Origin of the sequence: Embleya sp. NPDC050154 (assembly GCF_044460165.1) — a bacterium.
Classification (GTDB): domain Bacteria; phylum Actinomycetota; class Actinomycetes; order Streptomycetales; family Streptomycetaceae; genus Embleya.
The window spans coordinates 18,749-37,119 of the sequence record NZ_JBITJP010000029.1 but is presented as its reverse complement, the minus strand read 5'-3'; the positions used below and the strand labels follow the sequence as shown (position 1 = coordinate 37,119).

The following is an 18,371-nucleotide window of genomic DNA, read 5'->3' as shown; positions in this document are numbered from 1 at the left end:
GGGGCGCGTCGGAGCGGAGGGAGGGCGGTCAGCCCTTGTCGAGGTATTCCGCGCGCTCGTCGTCCAGGATGCTGGCGAGCGCGCTGCGCAGGTCGTGGTGCTCGATCAGATCCGGGTCGTTCGCCACGATCGAGCTCGCCTCCTCGCGGGCGGCCACGATCAGTTCCTCGTCCCGCACCACCTCCAGCATCCGCAACGAGGAGCGCGAGCCGGACTGCGCGTCGCCGAGCACATCGCCCTCGCGGCGTTGCTCGAGGTCGATCCGGGAGAGTTCGAAGCCGTCCAGGGTGGCCGCCACCGCGTCCAGGCGTTCGCGCGCGGAGGTGCCGCCGGGCATCTCGCTGACCAGCAGGGTCAGTCCGGGGGCGCTGCCCCGGCCGACCCGGCCGCGCAGCTGGTGCAGTTGCGAGACGCCGAACCGGTCGGCGTCCATGATCACCATCGCGGTCGCGTTGGGCACGTTGACGCCGACCTCGATCACCGTGGTCGCCACCAGCACGTCCAGTTCGCCGGCGGTGAAGCGGCGCATCACGGCGTCCTTGTCGTCCGGCGCCATCCGGCCGTGCAGCACCTCGATCCGCAGGCCGGCCAGCGGACCGGCGCGCAGCGACTCGGCGACGTCCAGCACGGCCAGCGGCGGGCGCCGCTCCTCGCCGCCCGCGGCGTCCGCGCCGATGTCCTCGGGGTCGTCCAGGTAGGCCTCGGCGGGCAGGTCCTCGTCCCGCGCGGCGGCCTTCGCCTTCGACTTCGCCTTCTTCTTGGCCTTCGGGTCGTCCTCCTCGTCGCCGATGCGCGGGCACACCACATACGCCTGGTGGCCGTTCTCCACCTCCTCGCGCACCCGCTGCCAGGCGCGGTCCAGGAAGTGCGGCTTCTCCTTGGCCGGGACCACGTGCGTGGCGATCGGCGATCGGCCGGACGGGAGCTGGGCCAGGATCGAGGTCTCCAGGTCGCCGAACACGGTCATCGCCACCGTGCGCGGGATCGGCGTCGCGGTCATCACCAGCAGGTGCGGCGGGCGCTTGCCCTTGCCGCGCAGCGCGTCGCGCTGTTCGACGCCGAAGCGGTGCTGCTCGTCGACCACGACCAGGCCCAGGTCGTGGAACTCCACCTTGTCCTCGATCAGCGCGTGCGTGCCGATCGCGATCCCGGCCTCGCCGGTGACCAGGTCCAGGAGCGCGGCGCGGCGCGCGGGCACCCCCATCGAACCGGTGAGCAGGGTGACCTTGGTGCCGATCTCCGACCCGCCGAGCATCCCGGCACCCTCGGCCAGCGGCCCGAGCATCTCCACGATCGAGCGATAGTGCTGCTGCGCGAGCACCTCGGTGGGCGCCAACAACGCGGTCTGCCCGCCCGCGTCCACCACGGTCAACATGCCCCGCAGCGCGACCAGGGTCTTGCCGGCGCCGACCTCGCCCTGGAGGAGGCGGTGCATCGGGTGTTCGGTGGCCAGGTCGGTCTCGATCTCGGCGCAGACCTCCTTCTGGCCGTCGGTGAGTTCGAAGGGGAGGCGGGCGTCGAAGGCGTCCAGGATGCCGTTCGCGCGGCGCGGGCGGGCCACCGCGGACTGGGCCCTGGCGTCCCGGCGGCGGCGGGCCAGGGCGATCTGGAGGACGAACGCCTCATCCCACTTGAGGCGGTCCTTGGCCGAGTTCACCTCGTCCCAGGAGTTCGGCCGGTGCACGTGCCCGAGCGCCTCGGCCAGTCCCGGCATGCCGCGCCGCTCGCGCATCTCGGCGGGCAGCGGGTCGCCGACCTCGCCGAGTGTGTCCAGCGCCATGCCGACGCACTGCGCGATCTTCCAGGACGGCATGTTGGCGGCGGCCGGATAGACCGGGATCAGCGCGCCCGCGAACAGGTTCGCCACACCGTCCTGATCGTCCTCGCCGATCAGCTGGTAGTCGGGCTGGCTGAGCTGGATCACGTTGTTGTACCGCCCGACCTTGCCCGCGAACAGGCCGCGCCGACCCGGGCGCAGCTCCTCCTCGCGCCAGGCCTGGTTGAAGAAGATCAGGGTGAGCTTGCCGCGCCCGTCGGTGACCTCGACCTCCAGGAGGTTGCCGCGCCGATTGCGGAACTGGCGCTTGTTCACCTTGGCGATCTCCGCCATCACGGTGACGTGTTCCTCGGGCTCCAGGCGGGAGAGGTCGGTCAGGCGCCCGCGCTCCGCGTAACGCCGGGGGTAGTGGCGTAGCAGGTCTCCGACGGTGTCCAGCTTGAGGGACTTGGCCAGCACCGTCGCCGTGCGGTCGCCGACGAGTTTCTTCAGCGGTTCGTCAAGGCGCGACATGCCGCCCAACGGTACTGGTCGAGGGTGTCATCGGGCCGTTCCAACCGCCGGACCGATCGCTACTCGACCCCGATGAGCAGCGGGTACACCTCCTGGCCGCCCTCGTAGACCATCACGTCCACCCCGAGTCGGGTGGCCCGCAGGTGTCGCTCGATCGAGGCGGCCAGGCCCGGCGGGCAGGCGCTGCCGGTGACCAGGGTGACCAGCTCACCGCCGCCCGCGAGCATGCGGTCCACCACCACGGTGCCGGTCTCGCGCTGGTCGTGGCCGATCACCGCGATGTCGCCCTCGATCACGCCGAGCACGTCCCCCGCCTGGCACACGCCGGCCATCGTCCACGACTCGCGGACGGCGACCGTGAGCGCGCCGTAGCGGGTGGCGCCCGCCGCCGAGGTCATCCCGACGATGTCCTGGTCGAAGCGCCGGCCGGGCTCGTGCACGGCCAGCGCGGCCAGGCCCTGCACGGCGGCCTTGGTCGGGATCACCTGCACCCGGACGCCGTGCGCCTGTGCCTGTTGGGCGGCCACCCCGGCCACCGCGTGGCAGTCCGCGTCGTTGGGCAGCAGCACCACCTCGCGCGCCTCGGTCCGCAGGATCGCGTCGACGAGCACGCCGGTGGACGGCCGCCGGCCCGGTCCGGCCTGCACGACGTGCGCGCCGTTGTCCGCGAACAGGGTGGCCAGGCCGTCGCCCTGGGCGACCGCGACGATCCCGCGCGTGGGGCTGGGCACGGGCGCCGAGAGGCCGGCCAGGCCGCGCTCGAGGTGGGTGATCCGGATCCGGTGCGGCCGGCCGGCGGCGATGCCCGCCTCGACCGCCGCGCCCGCGTCGTCCACGTGCACGTGCACGTTCCACAGGCCCTCGCCGCCGACCACCACGAGCGAGTCGCCGAGCGCGGCGAGCCGTTCGCGCAGCTCCGGCAGCGCGGCGTCGGGCGCGTCGAGCAGGTAGATCACCTCGAACCCGGGCCCCTGGGTCGCCTCGTTCGACCCGACCGGCGTGGTGAACGGGACCGGGACCGGGATCTGCGCCTGGTGCGGGTGGATCCGGTACGCCGAGCGCTCGCCGGTGACCACCGCGAGCAGCGCGTCCAGGAGCACGGTCAGGCCGCGCCCGCCCGCGTCCACCACACCCGCCCGGCGCAGCACCTCCAGTTGCTCGGGCGTACGGGCGAGCGCGCCGTGCGCGGCGGTGGCGGCGGCGCGCACCACCGGTCGGATCTCACCGCCCGCCCCCGCCGCGGCTTCGGCGGCGGCCCGGGCCACGGTGAGCATGGTCCCCTCGACCGGCCGGGCCACCGCGGCGTACGCGGCGTCGGCGGCGGTGCGCAGCGCGTGCGCGATGGCCAGCCCGGCGGGCACCTCGCGGCCGGTCTCGACCGCGCCGGCCTGTTCGGCCTCCAGTCGCTCGGCCATGCCGCGCAGGAGTTGGCTGAGGATCACCCCGGAATTGCCGCGCGCGCCCATCAACGCGCCGTGCGCCAGTGCCCGGAACGCGGTCGGCAGGTCGGGCTCGGGCAGGTCGCGGCCGAACAGCGCGTCGACCTCGGCGATCCCCGATTCCAGGGTCAGGAACAGGTTCGTGCCGGTGTCGCCGTCGGGCACGGGATACACGTTGAGGGCGTCGATCTCCTCGCGCGCTCGCCCCATCAGCTCCAGGGCGACGCGGCCCCAGCGGCGTACCGCCGGACCGTCCAGCTCTCCCAGCAGGCCCTGCACGCCCACCTCCTGTACGAATCCGTTGTGCGCGTCCCGTCCGCCGGCCACGTTATCGAGACGGGGAGCGGTAAAGCGGCCCACCCGGATGGGTTAGGCTTGGCGGGAAGCATGACGAGATCGGCTGATCGCCTATGCCCGGATCATCCCGGGTTCGCGCATCGCCTGGTTCGTCGGTTACTCTTCTGCGGTTGTCCGGCATTCGCCGGCACGTGTTCGTACGCAATTCCCATTCGTCTTTGGAGTGTTCCCGTGGCTGCCAACTGCGACGTCTGCGGCAAGGGGCCGGGCTTCGGCAACAGCATTTCGCACTCTCACCGCCGGACGCCCCGTCGCTGGAACCCCAACATCCAGACGGTGCGCGCGATGGTTGGTGCCACGCCGAAGCGCCTCAATGTCTGCACCTCTTGCATCAAGGCGGGCAAGGTTTCCCGCTAGTTGCTCGATCGCTCGACATCGAAGGGCCGGTTCACCCCAGGGTGGATCGGCCCTTCGGCTTGTCCGGGACGGCTTGGCGGAACACGAACGGGTCCGCGCCGTCGACGCGGACCCGTTCGTGTCGGTGTTCGTGCGCCGCTCAGAATTCCTCGCGCCGGCGCCACGCGTGGTCGACCGGCCCGATCCCCTCGCCCAGCGGGAAGCCCGCCCGGATCGCGCCGGTGACGTAGTCCTTGGCGGCGGCGACCGCGTCCGGCACGGTGTCGCCGACGGCCAGGCGCGAGGCGATCGCGCTCGCCAGCGTGCACCCGGTGCCGTGGGTGTGCCGGTTGTCGTAGCGCGGGCTGGTGAACCAGTGCTCGTGGGTGCCGTCGAAGAGCAAGTCGGCGGCCTCGCCCTCCAGGTGTCCGCCCTTGACCAGGGCCCAGCGCGGACCGAACGCCAGCACCGCCTCGGCCGCGCCGCGCATGTCGGCCCGTTCGCGCACCTTGTGGCCGGTCAGCAGCTCGACCTCGTACAGGTTGGGCGTGACCACCGTGGCGACCGGCAGCAGGCGGGTGCGCAGCGTCTCCAGCGCCTCGTTCGCGAGCAGGGTGTCGCCGTGCTTGGAAGAGGCCACCGGGTCGACCACCACCGGCACGGACACCTCGGCGAGCAGGGCCGCGACCACCGCCACCAGGTTCGGCGACGCGAGCATGCCGGTCTTGATCGCCTGGACCCCGATGTCGTCCACGACGCTGCGGAACTGCGCCCGGACGGCCTCCTCCGGCAGTTCCCAGTAGCCCTGCACACCGAGCGAGTTCTGCGCGGTCACCGCCGCGATCACACTCATCCCGTGCACGCCGTGGGCCAGCATCGTCTTGAGGTCGGCCTGGATCCCGGCACCACCGCCGGAGTCGGAGCCGGCCACCGTCAGCACGCGTGGAGGAGTCTGCACCATGTCGGGCAGCCTATCCACGCCGCGGGCGCGCCTATCGGCCACGCCCGAAGTGGTCCCATCCGCCCGCCAGGCCCGGGTCCCGGCCGTCGACGGTGACGCCGCGGCCGGCGTGCACCCGCCCGATCACCCGCCAGCGCGCGGGCAGCGCGGTGCCCGCCGGGAAGGTGGCGACCAGGGCGTGGTCCTCGCCGCCGGTGAGCACCCAGTGCAGCGGGTCGGCGCCCAGCGCGCGGGCCACGTCGCGCATCTGCGCGGGCACGTCCAGCCGGCCGGAGAGGATGTCGATCCGCACGTCGGAGGCGCGCGAGAGGTGGCCCATGTCGGCGAGCAGGCCGTCGCTGACGTCGATCATCGAGGTCGCGCCGAGTATCGCCGCGCCGGGGCCGGCGTCGTAGGGCGGCTCGGGTCGGCGGTGCGCCTCCACGAACGCGCGCGGCGCTCGGTGCCCGTGGCCCAGTATCGCCAGCCCGGCGGCCGACCAGCCCAGCCAGCCCGCGACCGCGAGCACGTCGCCGGGCCGGGCGCCGGAGCGGACCACGGGAGCACGGCCCTGGAGGTCGCCCAGCGCGGTCACCGCGACGGTGACGGTCTCGCCGCCGACCACGTCGCCGCCCGCCACGCCCGCGCCGACCACCGCGCACTCGTCGCGCAGGCCGTCGTACAGCTCCAGCGCCCACCCGGTGGGCAGGTCCGGCGGTCCGCACAGGCCGATCAGCAGCGCCGTGGGCACCGCGCCCATCGCCGCGACGTCGGCCAGGTTCTGCGCGGCGGCCTTGCGGCCCACGTCGTACGCGGTGGACCAGTCCCGCCGAAAGTGCCGACCCTCGACGAGCAGGTCCATGGTGGCCACCACGCGCCCGTCGGCGGCGGCGACCACGGCGGCGTCGTCGCCCGGTCCCAGGGACACGTGCGGCCCCGTGGGCACGCGGGCGACCAGTGCCCCGATCAGGCCGAACTCGCCGAGATCGCCAAGCGTCCCGCTCATCGCCGCTCTCCTGCCATGCCCATCAGCCCTGATCCGCCTCGTTCACCGTGTCCACCGTGTCGGCCGTGATCCATCGGCTCCCGCTGTGGTCGCCGATGCCCCGCCGGGCCGACAATGGTCGCAGCAGCGGGGATCACGTCAAGATCCCATCATCCTGCGCGCCGGGAGGCCGTGGTGGTACAGGCATACATCCTGATCCAGACCGAGGTCGGCCGTTCGGCTTCGGTGGCCCGACGCATCGCCGAGCTGTCGGGGGTGACCCGGGCGGACGACGTCACGGGCCCCTACGACGTGATCGTGCGGGCCGAGGCCGCCGACGTCGACCAGTTGGGCCGCATGGTGGTCGCCGAGGTGCAGCGCATCGACGGCATCACCCGCACCCTGACGTGTCCGGTGGTCAACCTGGGGTGAGCACCCGCGAACGACCCGGCGCGGGCGCGACCTAGGATCGAGGCCGTGCGCCCTACTCGACTCATCGCCTGCCTGCTCCCGGTCATCATGCTGACGGCCGCGGGGTGCGGCGGCGACGGATCGGGTCCGGTGCAGGTCGCCGTGCCGACCCCGCCGCCGGGGGCCGCGGCCGACGCGTGCCGAGCGCTGCACGACGCGCTTCCGGCGAAGGTGATGGACGCCGGGGCGCGGAAGATCTCTCCCGAGTCCACCCTGACCGCCGCGTGGGGCGATCCGGCCATCGTGTTGCGCTGCGGCGTGGGCCTGCCCGCGTCGCTGCGCGTGGTCGATCCGGCCAAGGCCGGTTCCGAGCCGGTCGACTCGGTCGAGGTCAACGGCGTGACCTGGGCCTTCGCGAGGTACGCCGACGGGGTGCGGTTCACCACGGTCTATCGGCGGGCCAACGTCGAGATGACCGTCCCGAAGAAGTTCGCCGAGCCGGCCGCACCGCTCGTCGACGTCGCCGACGCGGTCGCCCGCACGGTGCCGGCCACCCTGGACCTGAGCAACGCGTGAGGGGCGGCCGGGAGGTCGACCGCCCCTGGTGTGCGTACGGGTTCTAGCGCAGCAGCGCGTTGGGCCGCCGCAGCGCGGCCTGGATCAGCCGGTCGACCAGCTCCGCATAGCCCACGCCGGTCGCCTGCCACATGCTCGGGTACATCGACACCGGTGTGAAGCCCGGCATGGTGTTGACCTCGTTGATCACGAAGTGGCCGTTCTCCAGCAGGAAGAAGTCCACCCGGGCCAGGCCCTCGCAGGACAGCGCCTCGAAGGCGGCCACCGCGAGTCGCTGCACCTCGGCGGTCTGCTCCTTGGTCAGCACCGCGGGCACGTCCAGTTCGGTGCCGTTGTCCGGCAGGTACTTCGCGGCGAAGTCGTAGAACTCGTGGTCGCCGCCGACCCGGACCTCCGCGGGCAGGCTCGCCCGCGGCCCGTCCTCGAACTCCAGGACGCCGCACTCGATCTCACGGCCCGTCAGCATGCCCTCGACGATCACCTTGGGATCGTGCCGACGGGCTTCCTCGATCGCCGCGTCCAGGTCCTGGATCCGGTGCACCTTGGTGATGCCCATGCTGGAGCCCGCGCGGGCCGGCTTGACGAACACCGGGAAGCCCAGCGAGGACACCGCCTCGCGCACCGCGGCCGGATCGCGCTCCCATTCCCGGGGGCGGACCGTGGCGTACGGGCCGGAGGGCAGGCCGAAGCCGGCGAACAGGGCCTTCATGTACTCCTTGTCCATGCTCGCCGCGCTGGCGAACACGCCGGACCCGACGTAGGGGACCTGGGCCAGTTCCAGGAAGCCCTGGAACGTGCCGTCCTCGCCGTAGGGGCCGTGCAGGAGCGGGAAGATAACGTCGACCTCGCCGAGCAGCTTGGGCAGCGCGCCGGGTTCGAGCACGGTGATCTCGCGTGCCGTGGGGTCGGCCGCGAGTACGACGGCGGCGGTGGACTCCGCGACGTCGGCCACCGAGGGCAACCTGTCGCCGCGGATCGCCAGCCGTTCCGGGTCGTCGTCGACGAGCAGCCAGCGCCCGTCGGTGCCGATGCCGATCGGCAGCACGTCGTACTTGGAGCGGTCGATCGCGGCCAGCACGCTGCCGGCGGTGACGCAGGAGATCGCGTGTTCGGAGCTGCGGCCGCCGAAGACGACCGCGACGCGGGGGCGCGAGGAGGGGTGCGGGGTGGCGGAAACGTCGTTCATGGTCGGACGACCCTATCCCGCTTGCCGTTCGGACGGGGTATTGCCCGCCGGGCGCCCGGCGTTGCGCCGCCGGCGTGCCCCCGCCGCGCATCGTCCCCGCCCTGGTCGCGTCGCCCGCGGATCACCGGCCCGGGTCACGTCGCCCGGGTCGTGTTGCCCGTGTCGTGTTGCCGGTGTGGCGTCGCCGGTGTCGCGTCGCCGCCGCGTCTCGTCGCCGGCCGGCCGGAGAGCGCGGGTCCGGCCGGCGACGTTCGTCACGACAGGCGATGGTGGGCTACGACTCGTAGCGTTCGGGCTTGGCGGAGCGCGAGAGCAGGGCCATGCCGACCGACGGGGGCTTGCCGCCGTGCATGATCGAGACCACCACGTCGGTGATCGGCATCTCGACGCCGTACCGGCGTGCGAGCGTCTGCACCGACTCGCAGGACTTGAAGCCCTCGGCGATCTGCCGGCTGTCCCGCACCGCCTCCTCGATCGGCGTGCCCCGGCCGATCTTCTCGCCGAAGGTGCGGTTGCGCGACAGCGGTGACGTGCAGGTGGCCACCAGGTCGCCGAGGCCCGCCAGGCCCGCGAAGGTGTGCGCGTCGGCGCCCATCGCGGCACCCAGCCGGGCCGTCTCGGCCAGTCCCCGGGTGATCAGCGTCGCCTTGGTGTTGTCGCCCATGCCCATGCCGTCCGCCATCCCCACGGCGAGCGCGATCACGTTCTTGACCGCGCCGCCGAGTTCGCAGCCGACCACGTCGGTGTTCGTGTACGGGCGGAAGTAGGGCGTGTGGCTGGCCTCCTGGAGCCGCCTGGCGACCTCTTCGTCGGTACACGCCACCACGCTCGCGGCGGGCTGGCGCTGGGCGATCTCCATCGCCAGGTTGGGCCCGCTGACCACCGCGATCCGGCCCTCGGACACGCCGGTGACCTCGCGGATCACCTCGCTCATCCGGTTCGCGGTGCCCAACTCGACGCCCTTCATCAAGCTGACCAGGATCGCGTCGTCGGGCAGCAGCGGCGCCCACGCGGTGAGGTTGCCGCGCAGCGTCTGGGAGGGCACCGAGAAGACCACGAACTCCGCGCCCTCGGCCGCCTTCGCCGGGTCGGTGGTGGCCTGGATCCCGGTCGGCAGCGCGATCCCGGGCAGATACTCGTCGTTCTCGTGCCGCGCGTTGATCGCGTCGGCCATTTCCGGGCGCCGGCCCCACATCACCACGTCGCAGCCCGCCTCGGCGAGCACGATCGAGAAGGCGGTCCCCCAGGAACCCATGCCGAATACCGCGCAGCGCGTCATGCGCGGCCATCCTCGGTGTGCTCGGTGCCGGTGCGCTCGCCCGCGGGCCGGTCGGTCTCGGTCTTCGCCGCCTCGGCCCCGGTCGGGACCTCGACCCTGGGCACCTCGACCTTGCCGACCTCGACCCTGGCGGCCGCGGTGCGCGGCGGCTCGGCGGGCGCCGGCTCCGGCGCGGTGGACCCGATCGGGTCGGCGCCGCCCGGAACCTCTCGACTCGGCTCGATCCCGGCCTGTGCCTCGCCCTCGTCCTCGCCCTTGCGGCCGGACGCCTTGCGGACGCCGGCGTTCGGCGGAGCGGGCTCCTCGCGGAGCTCGGCGAGCAGTTCGGTCACCGCCTCCATGATCCGGTCGGTCGCTCCACGCAACACGTCCGCGGTCAGCTCACGCCCACGGAACTCGTCCAGGTCCACCGGCGGCCCGGCCAGCACGTGCATCGTCTTGCGCGGCAGCAGACGCGGTCGCTTGCCGTACGGCGGCAACAACTCGTGCGCGCCCCACTGGGCCACCGGGATCACCGGGGCGCCGGTGGTCAGCGCGATCCGCGCCGCGCCGGTCTTGCCCGGCATCGGCCACAGTGCCTTGTCCCGGGTGATCGTGCCCTCCGGGTAGACCGCGACGCACTCGCCCTTCTCGACCGCCTCCACGGCCGCGCGGAACGCGAGCGCGGCGTCGGCGGAGTCCCGGTACACCGGGATCTGGCCGGCGCCGGCCAGCACCCGACCGACGAACGGGATCTTGAACAGGCCGGATTTGGCCAGGAAACGCGGCACGCGGCCGCTGTCGTACTGATAGTGCGCGTAGGTCAGCGGGTCGACATAGGAGATGTGGTTCACCGCCGTGACGAACCCGCCCGACGTCGGGATGTTCTCGGTGCCCCGCCAGTCACGTTTCGTGAACAACAACAGCAGGGGCTTGATCACCACGACCGCCAGGCGGTACCAGAAACCGATCCTTCGGCGGGCCACCGGCGTTCCTCCCGTTCATGTGTTTCAGATCCGTGCGTGTCGACGCGAAAGTCCCGCCCCGATGTTTCCGCCGCCGTGTCGCTCCTCACACCATCGACGTTCCCCGCGAGAAGCACGGAACATCGATTCTGGCGGAACATCGATTCAGTACGGCGGACCCCACAGTTTCCCCCGGGCCTTCCGCATTGTCGAGAAACGTCCTCGTCGACCGACGAGGATATGGGCTTACGGTACGGATGCGAGGATCTTGCCGATGTCCCCCGCGACGGATTCCACCGCCCGGCGCCGGCCCGCCGGCGACGGGCGTCCCGCCTCCTCCGGCACGCGCTCGTGGCGGCTCGTGGTGCCGGTGAAACCGCTGTCGATCGCCAAGAGCCGCCTCGCCGGCACGATCGGTCCCGGCCATCGCCCCGAACTCGCCCTCGCCTTCGCCCTGGACACCGTTCGGGCGGCTCTGGCCTGCGCTCGCGTGCACGGCGTGCTCGTGGTCACCGACGACGCGCGGGTCGCGGCGGCGATCCGCGCGCTGGGCGCGGACGTGATCGCCGACGTCGGCGGCGGCCTGAACGCCGCGCTCGCGCACGGGGCGCGGGTGGCCGGCGAGCGCCGGCCACGGACCGGGGTGGCCGCGCTGTCCGCCGATCTTCCGGCGTTGCGAACCCGGGAGTTGGATCGGGTGCTGGCCGCCGCGACGCGCGCGCCGCGGGCGTTCCTGGCGGACGCGGCGGGTGTGGGCACCACGTTGCTCACGGCCGCGGCCGGCGTCCCGCTCGCGCCCGGCTTCGGCGGCCCCTCCCGGGCCCGGCACCTGGCCTCGGGCGCGGTCGAACTCACGCCCTACGACGTGGATTCGGTGCGTCGGGACGTGGACACCGGCGAGGATCTGCGGACCGCGATCACGCTGGGCGTCGGCGAGGCCACCGCCGCGCTGCTCCCGTCCGTGCCGTTTCTGCCGCGTGCGGCCGCCTCCTGACGCCGCGTCGGATCGACGGCGGTGCGTGCGTTCGCGGCGGCGGTGGGTGACGGGTGACGGACAGGCGAGAATGGGGTCATGCAGGGGACCGTGTACACCTTCGAGACCGACTCGCGAGAGGGCGTCGTGCTGCTCGACGACGGCTCTCCCGTGCCCTTCGACGCGGCGGCGTTCGACGCCGGCGGAATGCGGTTCCTGCGCCCCGGTCAGCGGGTGCGGATGACCATGGACGCCACGGGGGATCGGGTTGTGCTGGTGACGCTGTACACGTTGCCGGATCCGCTGCGCTGACCCTCGCGCCGGACGGCGGCACGCACGGCGACGGGCCGGAACCCCGAGTGGGATTCCGGCCCGTCGTCCTCGTCGGCCGTCGGCCGGCCGCCGATGTCCGCCGCGTCAGGCCTTCTTGGCCGCGCGCTTGGTAGCGGGCTTCTTGGTCGCGGGCGCCTTCGCGGCGGCGGCGGGCTTGGCCGCGGCCGGCTTGGCGGTCGCGGCCTTCGGCGCGGCCTTGGTCGCCTTCGCCTTGGTCGCCGGAGCCTTGGCCGCGGCTGCGGCCGGAGTGCTCTTGACGGCCTTGGTGGTGGTGGCCTTGGCGGTGCCGGTCGCGGCCTTGGCCGTGACCTTCTTCGCCGCGGCCGGCTTAGTCGCGGCCTTGGTCGCGGGCGCCTTGGTCGCCTTCTTGGCGGCGGGCTTGGCGACCGCCGTCGTCTTGGCGGTGGCCGCGGTCTTGCGGGTGGTCGCGGCCGGGGTCTTGACCGCCGCGGCGCGCGTGGTGGCCGGCTTCGCCGGCGCCTTCTTCGCCGTGGTGGCCTTGCGGGTCGTCGCCTTCGCGGCGGGCGCCGTGGCGTCCGTCGCGATCACGCGCGGAGTCGGGCTGCTCTTGGCGGCCGCGCTCTTCACGTTGGGCTTGGGGAGCTTCTTCGTCCCGCTGGTGTAGTCCTTGAAGCCCTGGCCCGCGCGGAAGCGCGGCACCGAGGTCTTCTTGACGCGCACCCGCTCACCGGTCTGCGGGTTGCGGGCGTATCGAGCCGGACGGTCCACCTTCTCGAACGAGCCGAAGCCCGTGATGGACACCCGGTCTCCTCCCGTGACCGCACGAACGATGGTGTCGAGGACGGCATCGACTGCCTCTGCGGCGGCCTTGCGGCCACCCAGTCGGTCAGCGACCGCCTCGACGAGCTGCGCCTTGTTCACGTCTTCCCCTTCGGAAACCGATGCCGGGACAGTTCAGCCGGCATTGGGCACGCTAAGCATCCAAAAGTGCCGAAGCAATTACCGAACGGGCGAATCACCCTTGTGTCGCAACGGATTCAGGCTTCGGCGGTGTCCCGCGAACTCGCGGGCCCCGCGTCCAACTCGTCCATGAGCTTGGTCAGTCGCCGCGAGGCGTCCGCCAAATCATGCTTTGCCGCGTCGGTGATGACCAACAAGCGGCGTATTAGCGCCACTTTAGCCTCGTTCGGTAGTCGGAGCCTACGCACCCGGGCGTGGGCGACCTTCAACCGGGTGGCCAGTTCGGCGAAGAGTTCCACTTCTTCGAACTCGTTCACGTGTCGGCCTTGGTGCTCCACACCGCAATTGTGACAGCTCATCCGGCTATGGGCACAACGGGGCGCCCATTGGGGCGAACGCCGAACATGCGAACGGCGGGACGCGATCGCGTCCCGCCGTTCAATCCTCGCGAATTCCCTTGCACTGCAAGGTAGTTCGTAATCAGCCCACCGGTTGGGTGCGCGGCAGCCAACTCGGCCGGTCCGCCTCGAACGAGGTGATGTCCTCCTCGTGACGCAGGGTCAGACCGATGTCGTCCAGCCCTTCCAGCAGCCGCCAGCGCGTGTAGTCGTCGATCTCGAAGTCCGCGACGAGCTCGCCCGCGCGGACCTGACGGCCCACCAGATCAACGGTGATCTCGGCGGTGGGATCGGCCTCGGTCAACGCCCACAGGCGTTCGACCGTCTCCTGCGGCAGCACGACGGTCAACAAACCGCCCTTTTGCGAGTTGCCGCGGAAGATGTCCGCGAAGCGGGCCGAGATGACGGCGCGGAACCCGTAGTTCTGCAGGGCCCACACCGCGTGCTCACGCGAGGACCCGGTGCCGAAGTCGGGACCGGCCACCAGGACCGTGGCGCCGGCCCGCTCCGGCCGGTTCAGCACGAACTCCGGGTTCTTGCGCCAGGCTTCGAACAGTCCGTCCTCGAAGCCGTCGCGGGTGACCTTCTTGAGCCAGTGCGCGGGGATGATCTGGTCGGTGTCCACGTTGCTCTCGCGCAGCGGGACGGCCGTTCCGGTGTGGGTGGTGAAGGCTTCCATCGCTCAGACTCCTGCGGTGTTCAGGTCGGCGGGTGCGGCCAGGTGGCCCAGCACCGCGGTCGCGGCCGCGACCTGCGGCGAGACCAGGTGGGTGCGGCCGCCCTTGCCCTGCCGCCCCTCGAAGTTGCGGTTGGACGTGGACGCGCTGCGCTCGCCGGGGGCGAGTTGGTCGGGGTTCATGCCCAGGCACATCGAGCAGCCCGCGTAGCGCCACTCGGCGCCGAACTCGGTGAACACCTTGTCCAGGCCCTCGGACACGGCCTGGAGCGAGACCCGCACCGAACCGGGAACGACCAGCATCCGCACGCCGTCGGCGACCTTGCGGCCCTTGATGATGCCGGCCACCTCGCGCAGGTCCTCGATCCGACCGTTGGTGCACGAGCCGACGAAGACCGTGTCCACCGCGATCTCACGCAGTTTCTGGCCCGCCGTCAGGCCCATGTACGCGATGGCCTTTTCGGCCGCCGCGCGCTCGACCGGGTCCTCGATCGCAACCGGGTCCGGCACCGAGTCGGCCAGCGGCGCACCCTGACCGGGGTTGGTCCCCCACGTGACGAACGGCGACAGTTCGGCCGCGTCGATGACGACCTCCTTGTCGAACACCGCGTCCGCCTCGGTCGCCAGGCTCTTCCAATACGCCAGCGCGGTGTCCCAGTCGGCACCCTGCGGCGCGTGCGGGCGACCGTTCAGATACTCGAACGTGGTCTCGTCCGGGGCGATCATCCCGGCCCGGGCGCCGGCCTCGATCGACATGTTGCACACGGTCATCCGGCCCTCCATCGAGAGGTTCCGGATCGCCTGACCGCGGTACTCGATGACGTAGCCCTGACCGCCGCCGGTGCCGATCCGCGCGATCACCGCGAGGATCAGGTCCTTGGCGCCGACCCCCTCGGGCAGGTCGCCCTCGACAGTGACCGCCATCGTCTTGAACGGCGCCATCGGCAGCGTCTGGGTCGCCAGCACGTGCTCGACCTGGCTGGTGCCGATGCCGAACGCCAGTGCGCCGAAGGCGCCGTGGGTGGCGGTGTGGCTGTCGCCGCAGACCACGGTCATGCCCGGCTGGGTCAGACCGAGCTGCGGGCCGACCACGTGCACGATGCCCTGTTCGACGTCGCCCAGCGAGTGGATCCGCACCCCGAACTCGGCGGCGTTCTTGCGCAGCGTCTCGATCTGGGCGCGCGAGACCGGGTCCGCGATGGGTTTGTCGACGTCGAGCGTCGGCGTGTTGTGGTCCTCGGTCGCGATCGTCAGATCGGTGCGCCGGACCGGCCGACCGGCCTGGCGCAGACCGTCGAACGCCTGCGGACTGGTCACCTCGTGCAGCAGGTGCAGGTCGATGTAGAGCAGGTCCGGCTCGCCCTCCGCGCGGCGCACCACGTGTGCGTCCCAGACCTTCTCCGCGAGTGTCCGTCCCATCGCTGTCCCTCCGGCCGGCGCCATTGCCGGCGCTGTGTGTCTTCTGTCGCGCGGGTGCGGCTGATTCCGTATCCGCGGTCGACGCCCTGACGCGTGCCCGCGTCCCGACGGCTCCCGGCTGTTGCCCCGGTGCTCGGGTTCGGCGCGTTGCGCCACTGTGCCGGCACCGGCCTCGGTCGCGGACTTGCGTCTCGTAATCCGAGACGGCAATATCAAGGCATGGACAATTCTAGCGGAGTCGGCGTTCTCGACAAGGCCGCTGTCGTGCTGGCCGCGCTCGAAGCCGGTCCTGCCACGCTCGCGGGACTCGTCGCCATAACCGGTCTTGCCCGGCCCACCGCACATCGACTCGCGGTGGCCCTGGAACACCACCGTCTGGTCGCGCGCGACATGCAGGGGCGCTTCGTGCTCGGCCCGCGGCTGGCCGAGCTGGCCGCCGCGGCCGGCGAGGACCGCCTGCTGGCCGCCGCACACCCGGTGCTCGCGCACATGCGCGACATCACCGGCGAGAGCGCGCAGCTCTACCGACGCCAGGGCGACATGCGCGTGTGCGTGGCCGCGGCCGAGCGGCTCTCCGGCCTGCGCGACACCGTCCCGGTGGGCAGCACGCTGCCGATGAAGGCCGGGTCGGCCGCGCAGTGCCTGCTCGCGTGGGAGGAGCCCGAGCGGCTGCACCGCGGCCTGCAGGGTGCGCGGTTCACCGCGACCACGCTCTCCGGCGTGCGGCGCCGCGGTTGGGCGCAGAGCATCGGCGAACGTGAACCCGGCGTCGCGTCCGTCTCCGCCGCCGTGCGCGGCCCGAGCAACCGCGTGGTGGCCGCCGTGTCCGTCTCCGGCCCGATCGAGCGGCTGACCCGGCATCCGGGCCGCCTGCACGCGCAGGCCGTCATGGAGGCCGCCGCCAAGTTGTCCGACGCGCTGCGTCGGGCACAGGTGGAGGTCTGACCGCCCCGCTCCCCGGGCGCCGACGGGCGTCCGGGGAATCACGCCCCATGTCGCGCCTCGAAGCGGAGCCGGCCGCCCCCGGCGAACGGCACCCCGAAGCGCGAAGCCGCACCAACGACGAAGCCGCACAACGAAGAAGACCTCCCGCGATTGCGAGAGGTCTTCTTCTTCGAGGTAGCCCCGACGGGATTCGAACCCGCGCTACCGCCTTGAGAGGGCGGCGTGCTAGGCCACTACACAACGGGGCCTCGTACCACTGGTGTTGCTCGGTGCCGTGGAAGCCGCGAACGGCTGATCTGGTAGCCCCGACGGGATTCGAACCCGCGCTACCGCCTTGAGAGGGCGACGTGCTAGGCCACTACACAACGGGGCCAGATCATCAATCATGAACTTCTTCCAGCGACATCGCCCGAAGACGGACGATGCAGCTGGGGTACCAGGACTCGAACCTAGACTAACGGAACCAGAAACCGTCGGGCTGCCAATTACCCCATACCCCAATGCTCCGTCCTTCGCGTTACCCGGGGGCTTTTGCGAGGACTTCGCTCCGTGCCGCTCCCTTGCGGGGCGGCACGAGAAGAACTTTACCCGATGAGGCGCGCGTGACCAAAACGGGTTACCGGACCCTCGTTCGAACCACCACAAGTCCGGGTGTCCCGCCCGTGATCGGCCGCGCGCGACGAGTCATCCGCGTTTGATCACCGTGTTCGTGAGGGTGCCGACGCCACCCACGGTGACCGAGACCCGGTCGCCCACGTGCAGCGGACCGACCCCCGCCGGCGTGCCGGTGAGCAACACGTCGCCGGGCAGCAGCGTCATCGCCTGGGTCACGTGCACGATCAACTCGGTGACGGTACGGATCATCTGCCCGGTGCCGCCGGCCTGACGCACCTCGCCGTTGACGGTGCACGCCACGGTCAGGCCCTCGCCTTCGGAGACCTGGTCGAGGGTGATGTCGGTCTCCACCCACGGGCCCAGCGGGCAGAAGGTGTCCATGCCCTTGGCCCGACCCCACTGGCCCTCGGCCCGTTGCAGGTCGCGCGCGGTCACGTCGTTGGCGCAGGTGAAGCCGAAGATCACCTCGGCCACCCGCTCGGCCGGCACGTCCCGGCACATCCGACCGATCACCACGGCCAGTTCGGCCTCGTGGTGCACATCGTCGGAGATCTGCGGGTAGGCGATCCCGTCGCCGTGCCCGATCACCGACGTGGACGGCTTGAGGAAGGTGATCGGCGCCTCGGGCACGGCGGAGCCCATCTCGGCGGCGTGCGCGGCGTAGTTCCGGCCGATCGCGACGACCTTGCTCGGCAGTACGGGCGCGAGCAGGCGGACCGAGGACAGCGCGTGTTGCGCACCGGTGGGTCGCAGTTCGCCGAACGGGTGGCCGGCGAGGGCGTGCACCACCAGCGACTCGGGTTGGTCGGCGTCGCCGGTCACCACCCCGAAGGAGACGGAGTCGTCGGTGGAGAACCTGGCGATGCGCAAGATGGGTCACCCTTGCCGGAGAGTCACGAACGAGACGTGCCCAAGGCTACGCGGGCCCGGGCCGCCTCGGCGTGCGGTCCGACGGGGTCAGGCCGGGGTGTCCATCAGGTTGGTGCGCCTGGGGTTCGCGGTCCGCACCTCGGCGATGACCGACTGCTCGACGCCTGCCTCGGCCACCCGCTGGTGGGGCAGCACCACGTCCAACTGGGTGCGCCGGGGGTTGGCCGTGCTGGGGCGGTGCGTGCTGATGTTGTCCACGGTTCCCGGTTCTCGCTCTTCCTCGTCCGTACGCGGTTACACGTGCGTGTCCGCAAATGCGTGCAGGGTGCAGCCTTGTTCTTCGAGATTACCCGTGGTTACGTCAGGGGTGGTCACGGGTGACCCGACGGCCTCGATCACCGACTGCGCATCACGGTTTACACCAGGTGTTCGAACCCGGACGTCAATATGTGATTTTCACCTCCCCGGAACATCAGCA

Annotated in this window: 19 protein-coding genes and 3 tRNA genes; 6 read left to right on the top strand and 16 right to left on the bottom strand. The window is 71.7% G+C overall.

The genetic code is table 11. The features are described from left to right. Window positions 1–28: 28 nt before the first annotated feature. Window positions 29–2,290, bottom strand: a complete 2,262-nt coding sequence (recG, locus tag ACIBSV_RS41485; protein ID WP_395872610.1) for an ATP-dependent DNA helicase RecG — start codon at window positions 2,288–2,290, stop codon at window positions 29–31. A gap of 59 nt (window positions 2,291–2,349) precedes the next feature. Continuing rightward, window positions 2,350–4,014 carry a DAK2 domain-containing protein gene (locus ACIBSV_RS41480; protein WP_395872756.1) on the bottom strand — a complete coding sequence of 555 codons (1,665 nt, stop codon included), beginning with the start codon at window positions 4,012–4,014 and terminating at the stop codon, window positions 2,350–2,352. 243 nt (window positions 4,015–4,257) lie between these two features. On the opposite strand from ACIBSV_RS41480, the gene rpmB reads away from it, so the two are divergent. After that, complete coding sequence (rpmB, locus tag ACIBSV_RS41475; RefSeq protein ID WP_079026714.1) at window positions 4,258–4,443, top strand: 50S ribosomal protein L28; 186 nt, start codon at window positions 4,258–4,260, stop codon at window positions 4,441–4,443. A gap of 139 nt (window positions 4,444–4,582) precedes the next feature. Here the strand turns inward: rpmB and thiD are convergent, their stop codons facing one another. Together thiD and ACIBSV_RS41465 are read right to left on the bottom strand one after the other, a co-directional pair. After that, complete coding sequence (thiD, locus tag ACIBSV_RS41470; protein ID WP_395872608.1) at window positions 4,583–5,383, bottom strand: bifunctional hydroxymethylpyrimidine kinase/phosphomethylpyrimidine kinase; 801 nt, start codon at window positions 5,381–5,383, stop codon at window positions 4,583–4,585. Between the two features lie 31 nt (window positions 5,384–5,414). Next, window positions 5,415–6,368, bottom strand: a complete 954-nt coding sequence (locus ACIBSV_RS41465) for a thiamine-phosphate kinase (protein WP_395872606.1) — start codon at window positions 6,366–6,368, stop codon at window positions 5,415–5,417. A gap of 174 nt (window positions 6,369–6,542) precedes the next feature. On the opposite strand from ACIBSV_RS41465, the gene ACIBSV_RS41460 reads away from it, so the two are divergent. Continuing rightward, window positions 6,543–6,779, top strand: a complete 237-nt coding sequence (locus tag ACIBSV_RS41460) for an Lrp/AsnC family transcriptional regulator (RefSeq protein ID WP_395872755.1) — start codon at window positions 6,543–6,545, stop codon at window positions 6,777–6,779. Between the two features lie 45 nt (window positions 6,780–6,824). After that, on the top strand, window positions 6,825–7,334 hold the full coding sequence (locus ACIBSV_RS41455) for a DUF3515 domain-containing protein (RefSeq protein ID WP_395872604.1): 510 nt from the start codon (window positions 6,825–6,827) through the stop codon (window positions 7,332–7,334). 43 nt (window positions 7,335–7,377) lie between these two features. On the opposite strand, the gene ACIBSV_RS41450 is transcribed toward ACIBSV_RS41455, so the two are convergent. The 3 genes from ACIBSV_RS41450 to ACIBSV_RS41440 all read right to left on the bottom strand — a co-directional run bounded on the left by ACIBSV_RS41450 (window position 7,378) and on the right by ACIBSV_RS41440 (window position 10,764). Continuing rightward, window positions 7,378–8,520 (bottom strand): D-alanine--D-alanine ligase family protein, encoded by a 1,143-nt coding sequence (locus tag ACIBSV_RS41450; protein WP_395872602.1) that lies wholly within the window; start codon window positions 8,518–8,520, stop codon window positions 7,378–7,380. 274 nt (window positions 8,521–8,794) lie between these two features. Next, window positions 8,795–9,799 (bottom strand): NAD(P)H-dependent glycerol-3-phosphate dehydrogenase, encoded by a 1,005-nt coding sequence (locus ACIBSV_RS41445; RefSeq protein ID WP_395872600.1) that lies wholly within the window; start codon window positions 9,797–9,799, stop codon window positions 8,795–8,797. After that, complete coding sequence (locus ACIBSV_RS41440; RefSeq protein WP_395872599.1) at window positions 9,796–10,764, bottom strand: lysophospholipid acyltransferase family protein; 969 nt, start codon at window positions 10,762–10,764, stop codon at window positions 9,796–9,798. Before ACIBSV_RS41440 ends, ACIBSV_RS41445 begins: the two co-directional genes overlap by 4 nt. A gap of 253 nt (window positions 10,765–11,017) precedes the next feature. Here ACIBSV_RS41440 and cofC point away from each other — a divergent pair, with 253 nt between their 5' ends. Together cofC and ACIBSV_RS41430 are read left to right on the top strand one after the other, a co-directional pair. After that, complete coding sequence (gene cofC, locus ACIBSV_RS41435) at window positions 11,018–11,737, top strand: 2-phospho-L-lactate guanylyltransferase (RefSeq protein WP_395872597.1); 720 nt, start codon at window positions 11,018–11,020, stop codon at window positions 11,735–11,737. A gap of 78 nt (window positions 11,738–11,815) precedes the next feature. Continuing rightward, window positions 11,816–12,028: a hypothetical protein gene (locus ACIBSV_RS41430; protein ID WP_360310697.1), complete on the top strand. Its 213-nt coding sequence runs from the start codon at window positions 11,816–11,818 to the stop codon at window positions 12,026–12,028. A gap of 105 nt (window positions 12,029–12,133) precedes the next feature. Here ACIBSV_RS41430 and ACIBSV_RS41425 read toward each other — a convergent pair whose 3' ends face one another. The 4 genes from ACIBSV_RS41425 to leuC form a co-directional block, all read right to left on the bottom strand. Then, window positions 12,134–12,931, bottom strand: a complete 798-nt coding sequence (locus ACIBSV_RS41425; protein ID WP_395872595.1) for an HU family DNA-binding protein — start codon at window positions 12,929–12,931, stop codon at window positions 12,134–12,136. Between the two features lie 116 nt (window positions 12,932–13,047). Further along, window positions 13,048–13,308: a hypothetical protein gene (locus ACIBSV_RS41420; protein ID WP_379992908.1), complete on the bottom strand. Its 261-nt coding sequence runs from the start codon at window positions 13,306–13,308 to the stop codon at window positions 13,048–13,050. Between the two features lie 142 nt (window positions 13,309–13,450). Next, window positions 13,451–14,047, bottom strand: a complete 597-nt coding sequence (gene leuD / locus ACIBSV_RS41415) for a 3-isopropylmalate dehydratase small subunit (RefSeq protein ID WP_395872593.1) — start codon at window positions 14,045–14,047, stop codon at window positions 13,451–13,453. Between the two features lie 3 nt (window positions 14,048–14,050). Further along, window positions 14,051–15,463 carry a 3-isopropylmalate dehydratase large subunit gene (gene leuC / locus ACIBSV_RS41410; protein WP_395872591.1) on the bottom strand — a complete coding sequence of 471 codons (1,413 nt, stop codon included), beginning with the start codon at window positions 15,461–15,463 and terminating at the stop codon, window positions 14,051–14,053. 219 nt (window positions 15,464–15,682) lie between these two features. Between leuC and ACIBSV_RS41405 the strand changes: the two genes are divergently transcribed. Next, a complete protein-coding gene (locus ACIBSV_RS41405; RefSeq protein ID WP_026218813.1) occupies window positions 15,683–16,408 on the top strand; it encodes an IclR family transcriptional regulator in 726 nt (241 codons plus the stop codon). Window positions 16,409–16,583: 175 nt separating this feature from the next. On the opposite strand, the gene ACIBSV_RS41400 is transcribed toward ACIBSV_RS41405, so the two are convergent. The 5 genes from ACIBSV_RS41400 to ACIBSV_RS41380 form a co-directional block, all read right to left on the bottom strand. Then, window positions 16,584–16,656, bottom strand: a tRNA-Glu gene (locus ACIBSV_RS41400). A gap of 49 nt (window positions 16,657–16,705) precedes the next feature. Next, window positions 16,706–16,781 (bottom strand) — tRNA-Glu (locus tag ACIBSV_RS41395). Between the two features lie 55 nt (window positions 16,782–16,836). Then, a tRNA-Gln gene (locus ACIBSV_RS41390) sits at window positions 16,837–16,908 on the bottom strand. Window positions 16,909–17,092: 184 nt separating this feature from the next. Next, entirely contained in the window at window positions 17,093–17,893 is an 801-nt protein-coding gene (locus tag ACIBSV_RS41385) for a fumarylacetoacetate hydrolase family protein (protein WP_395872589.1), read from the bottom strand. An 87-nt stretch (window positions 17,894–17,980) separates the two neighbouring features. Beyond that, the gene (locus ACIBSV_RS41380; protein WP_395872587.1) at window positions 17,981–18,151 is read right to left on the bottom strand and encodes a hypothetical protein; all 171 of its coding nucleotides are present in this window, start codon (window positions 18,149–18,151) and stop codon (window positions 17,981–17,983) included. Between the last annotated feature and the right edge of the window lie 220 nt (window positions 18,152–18,371).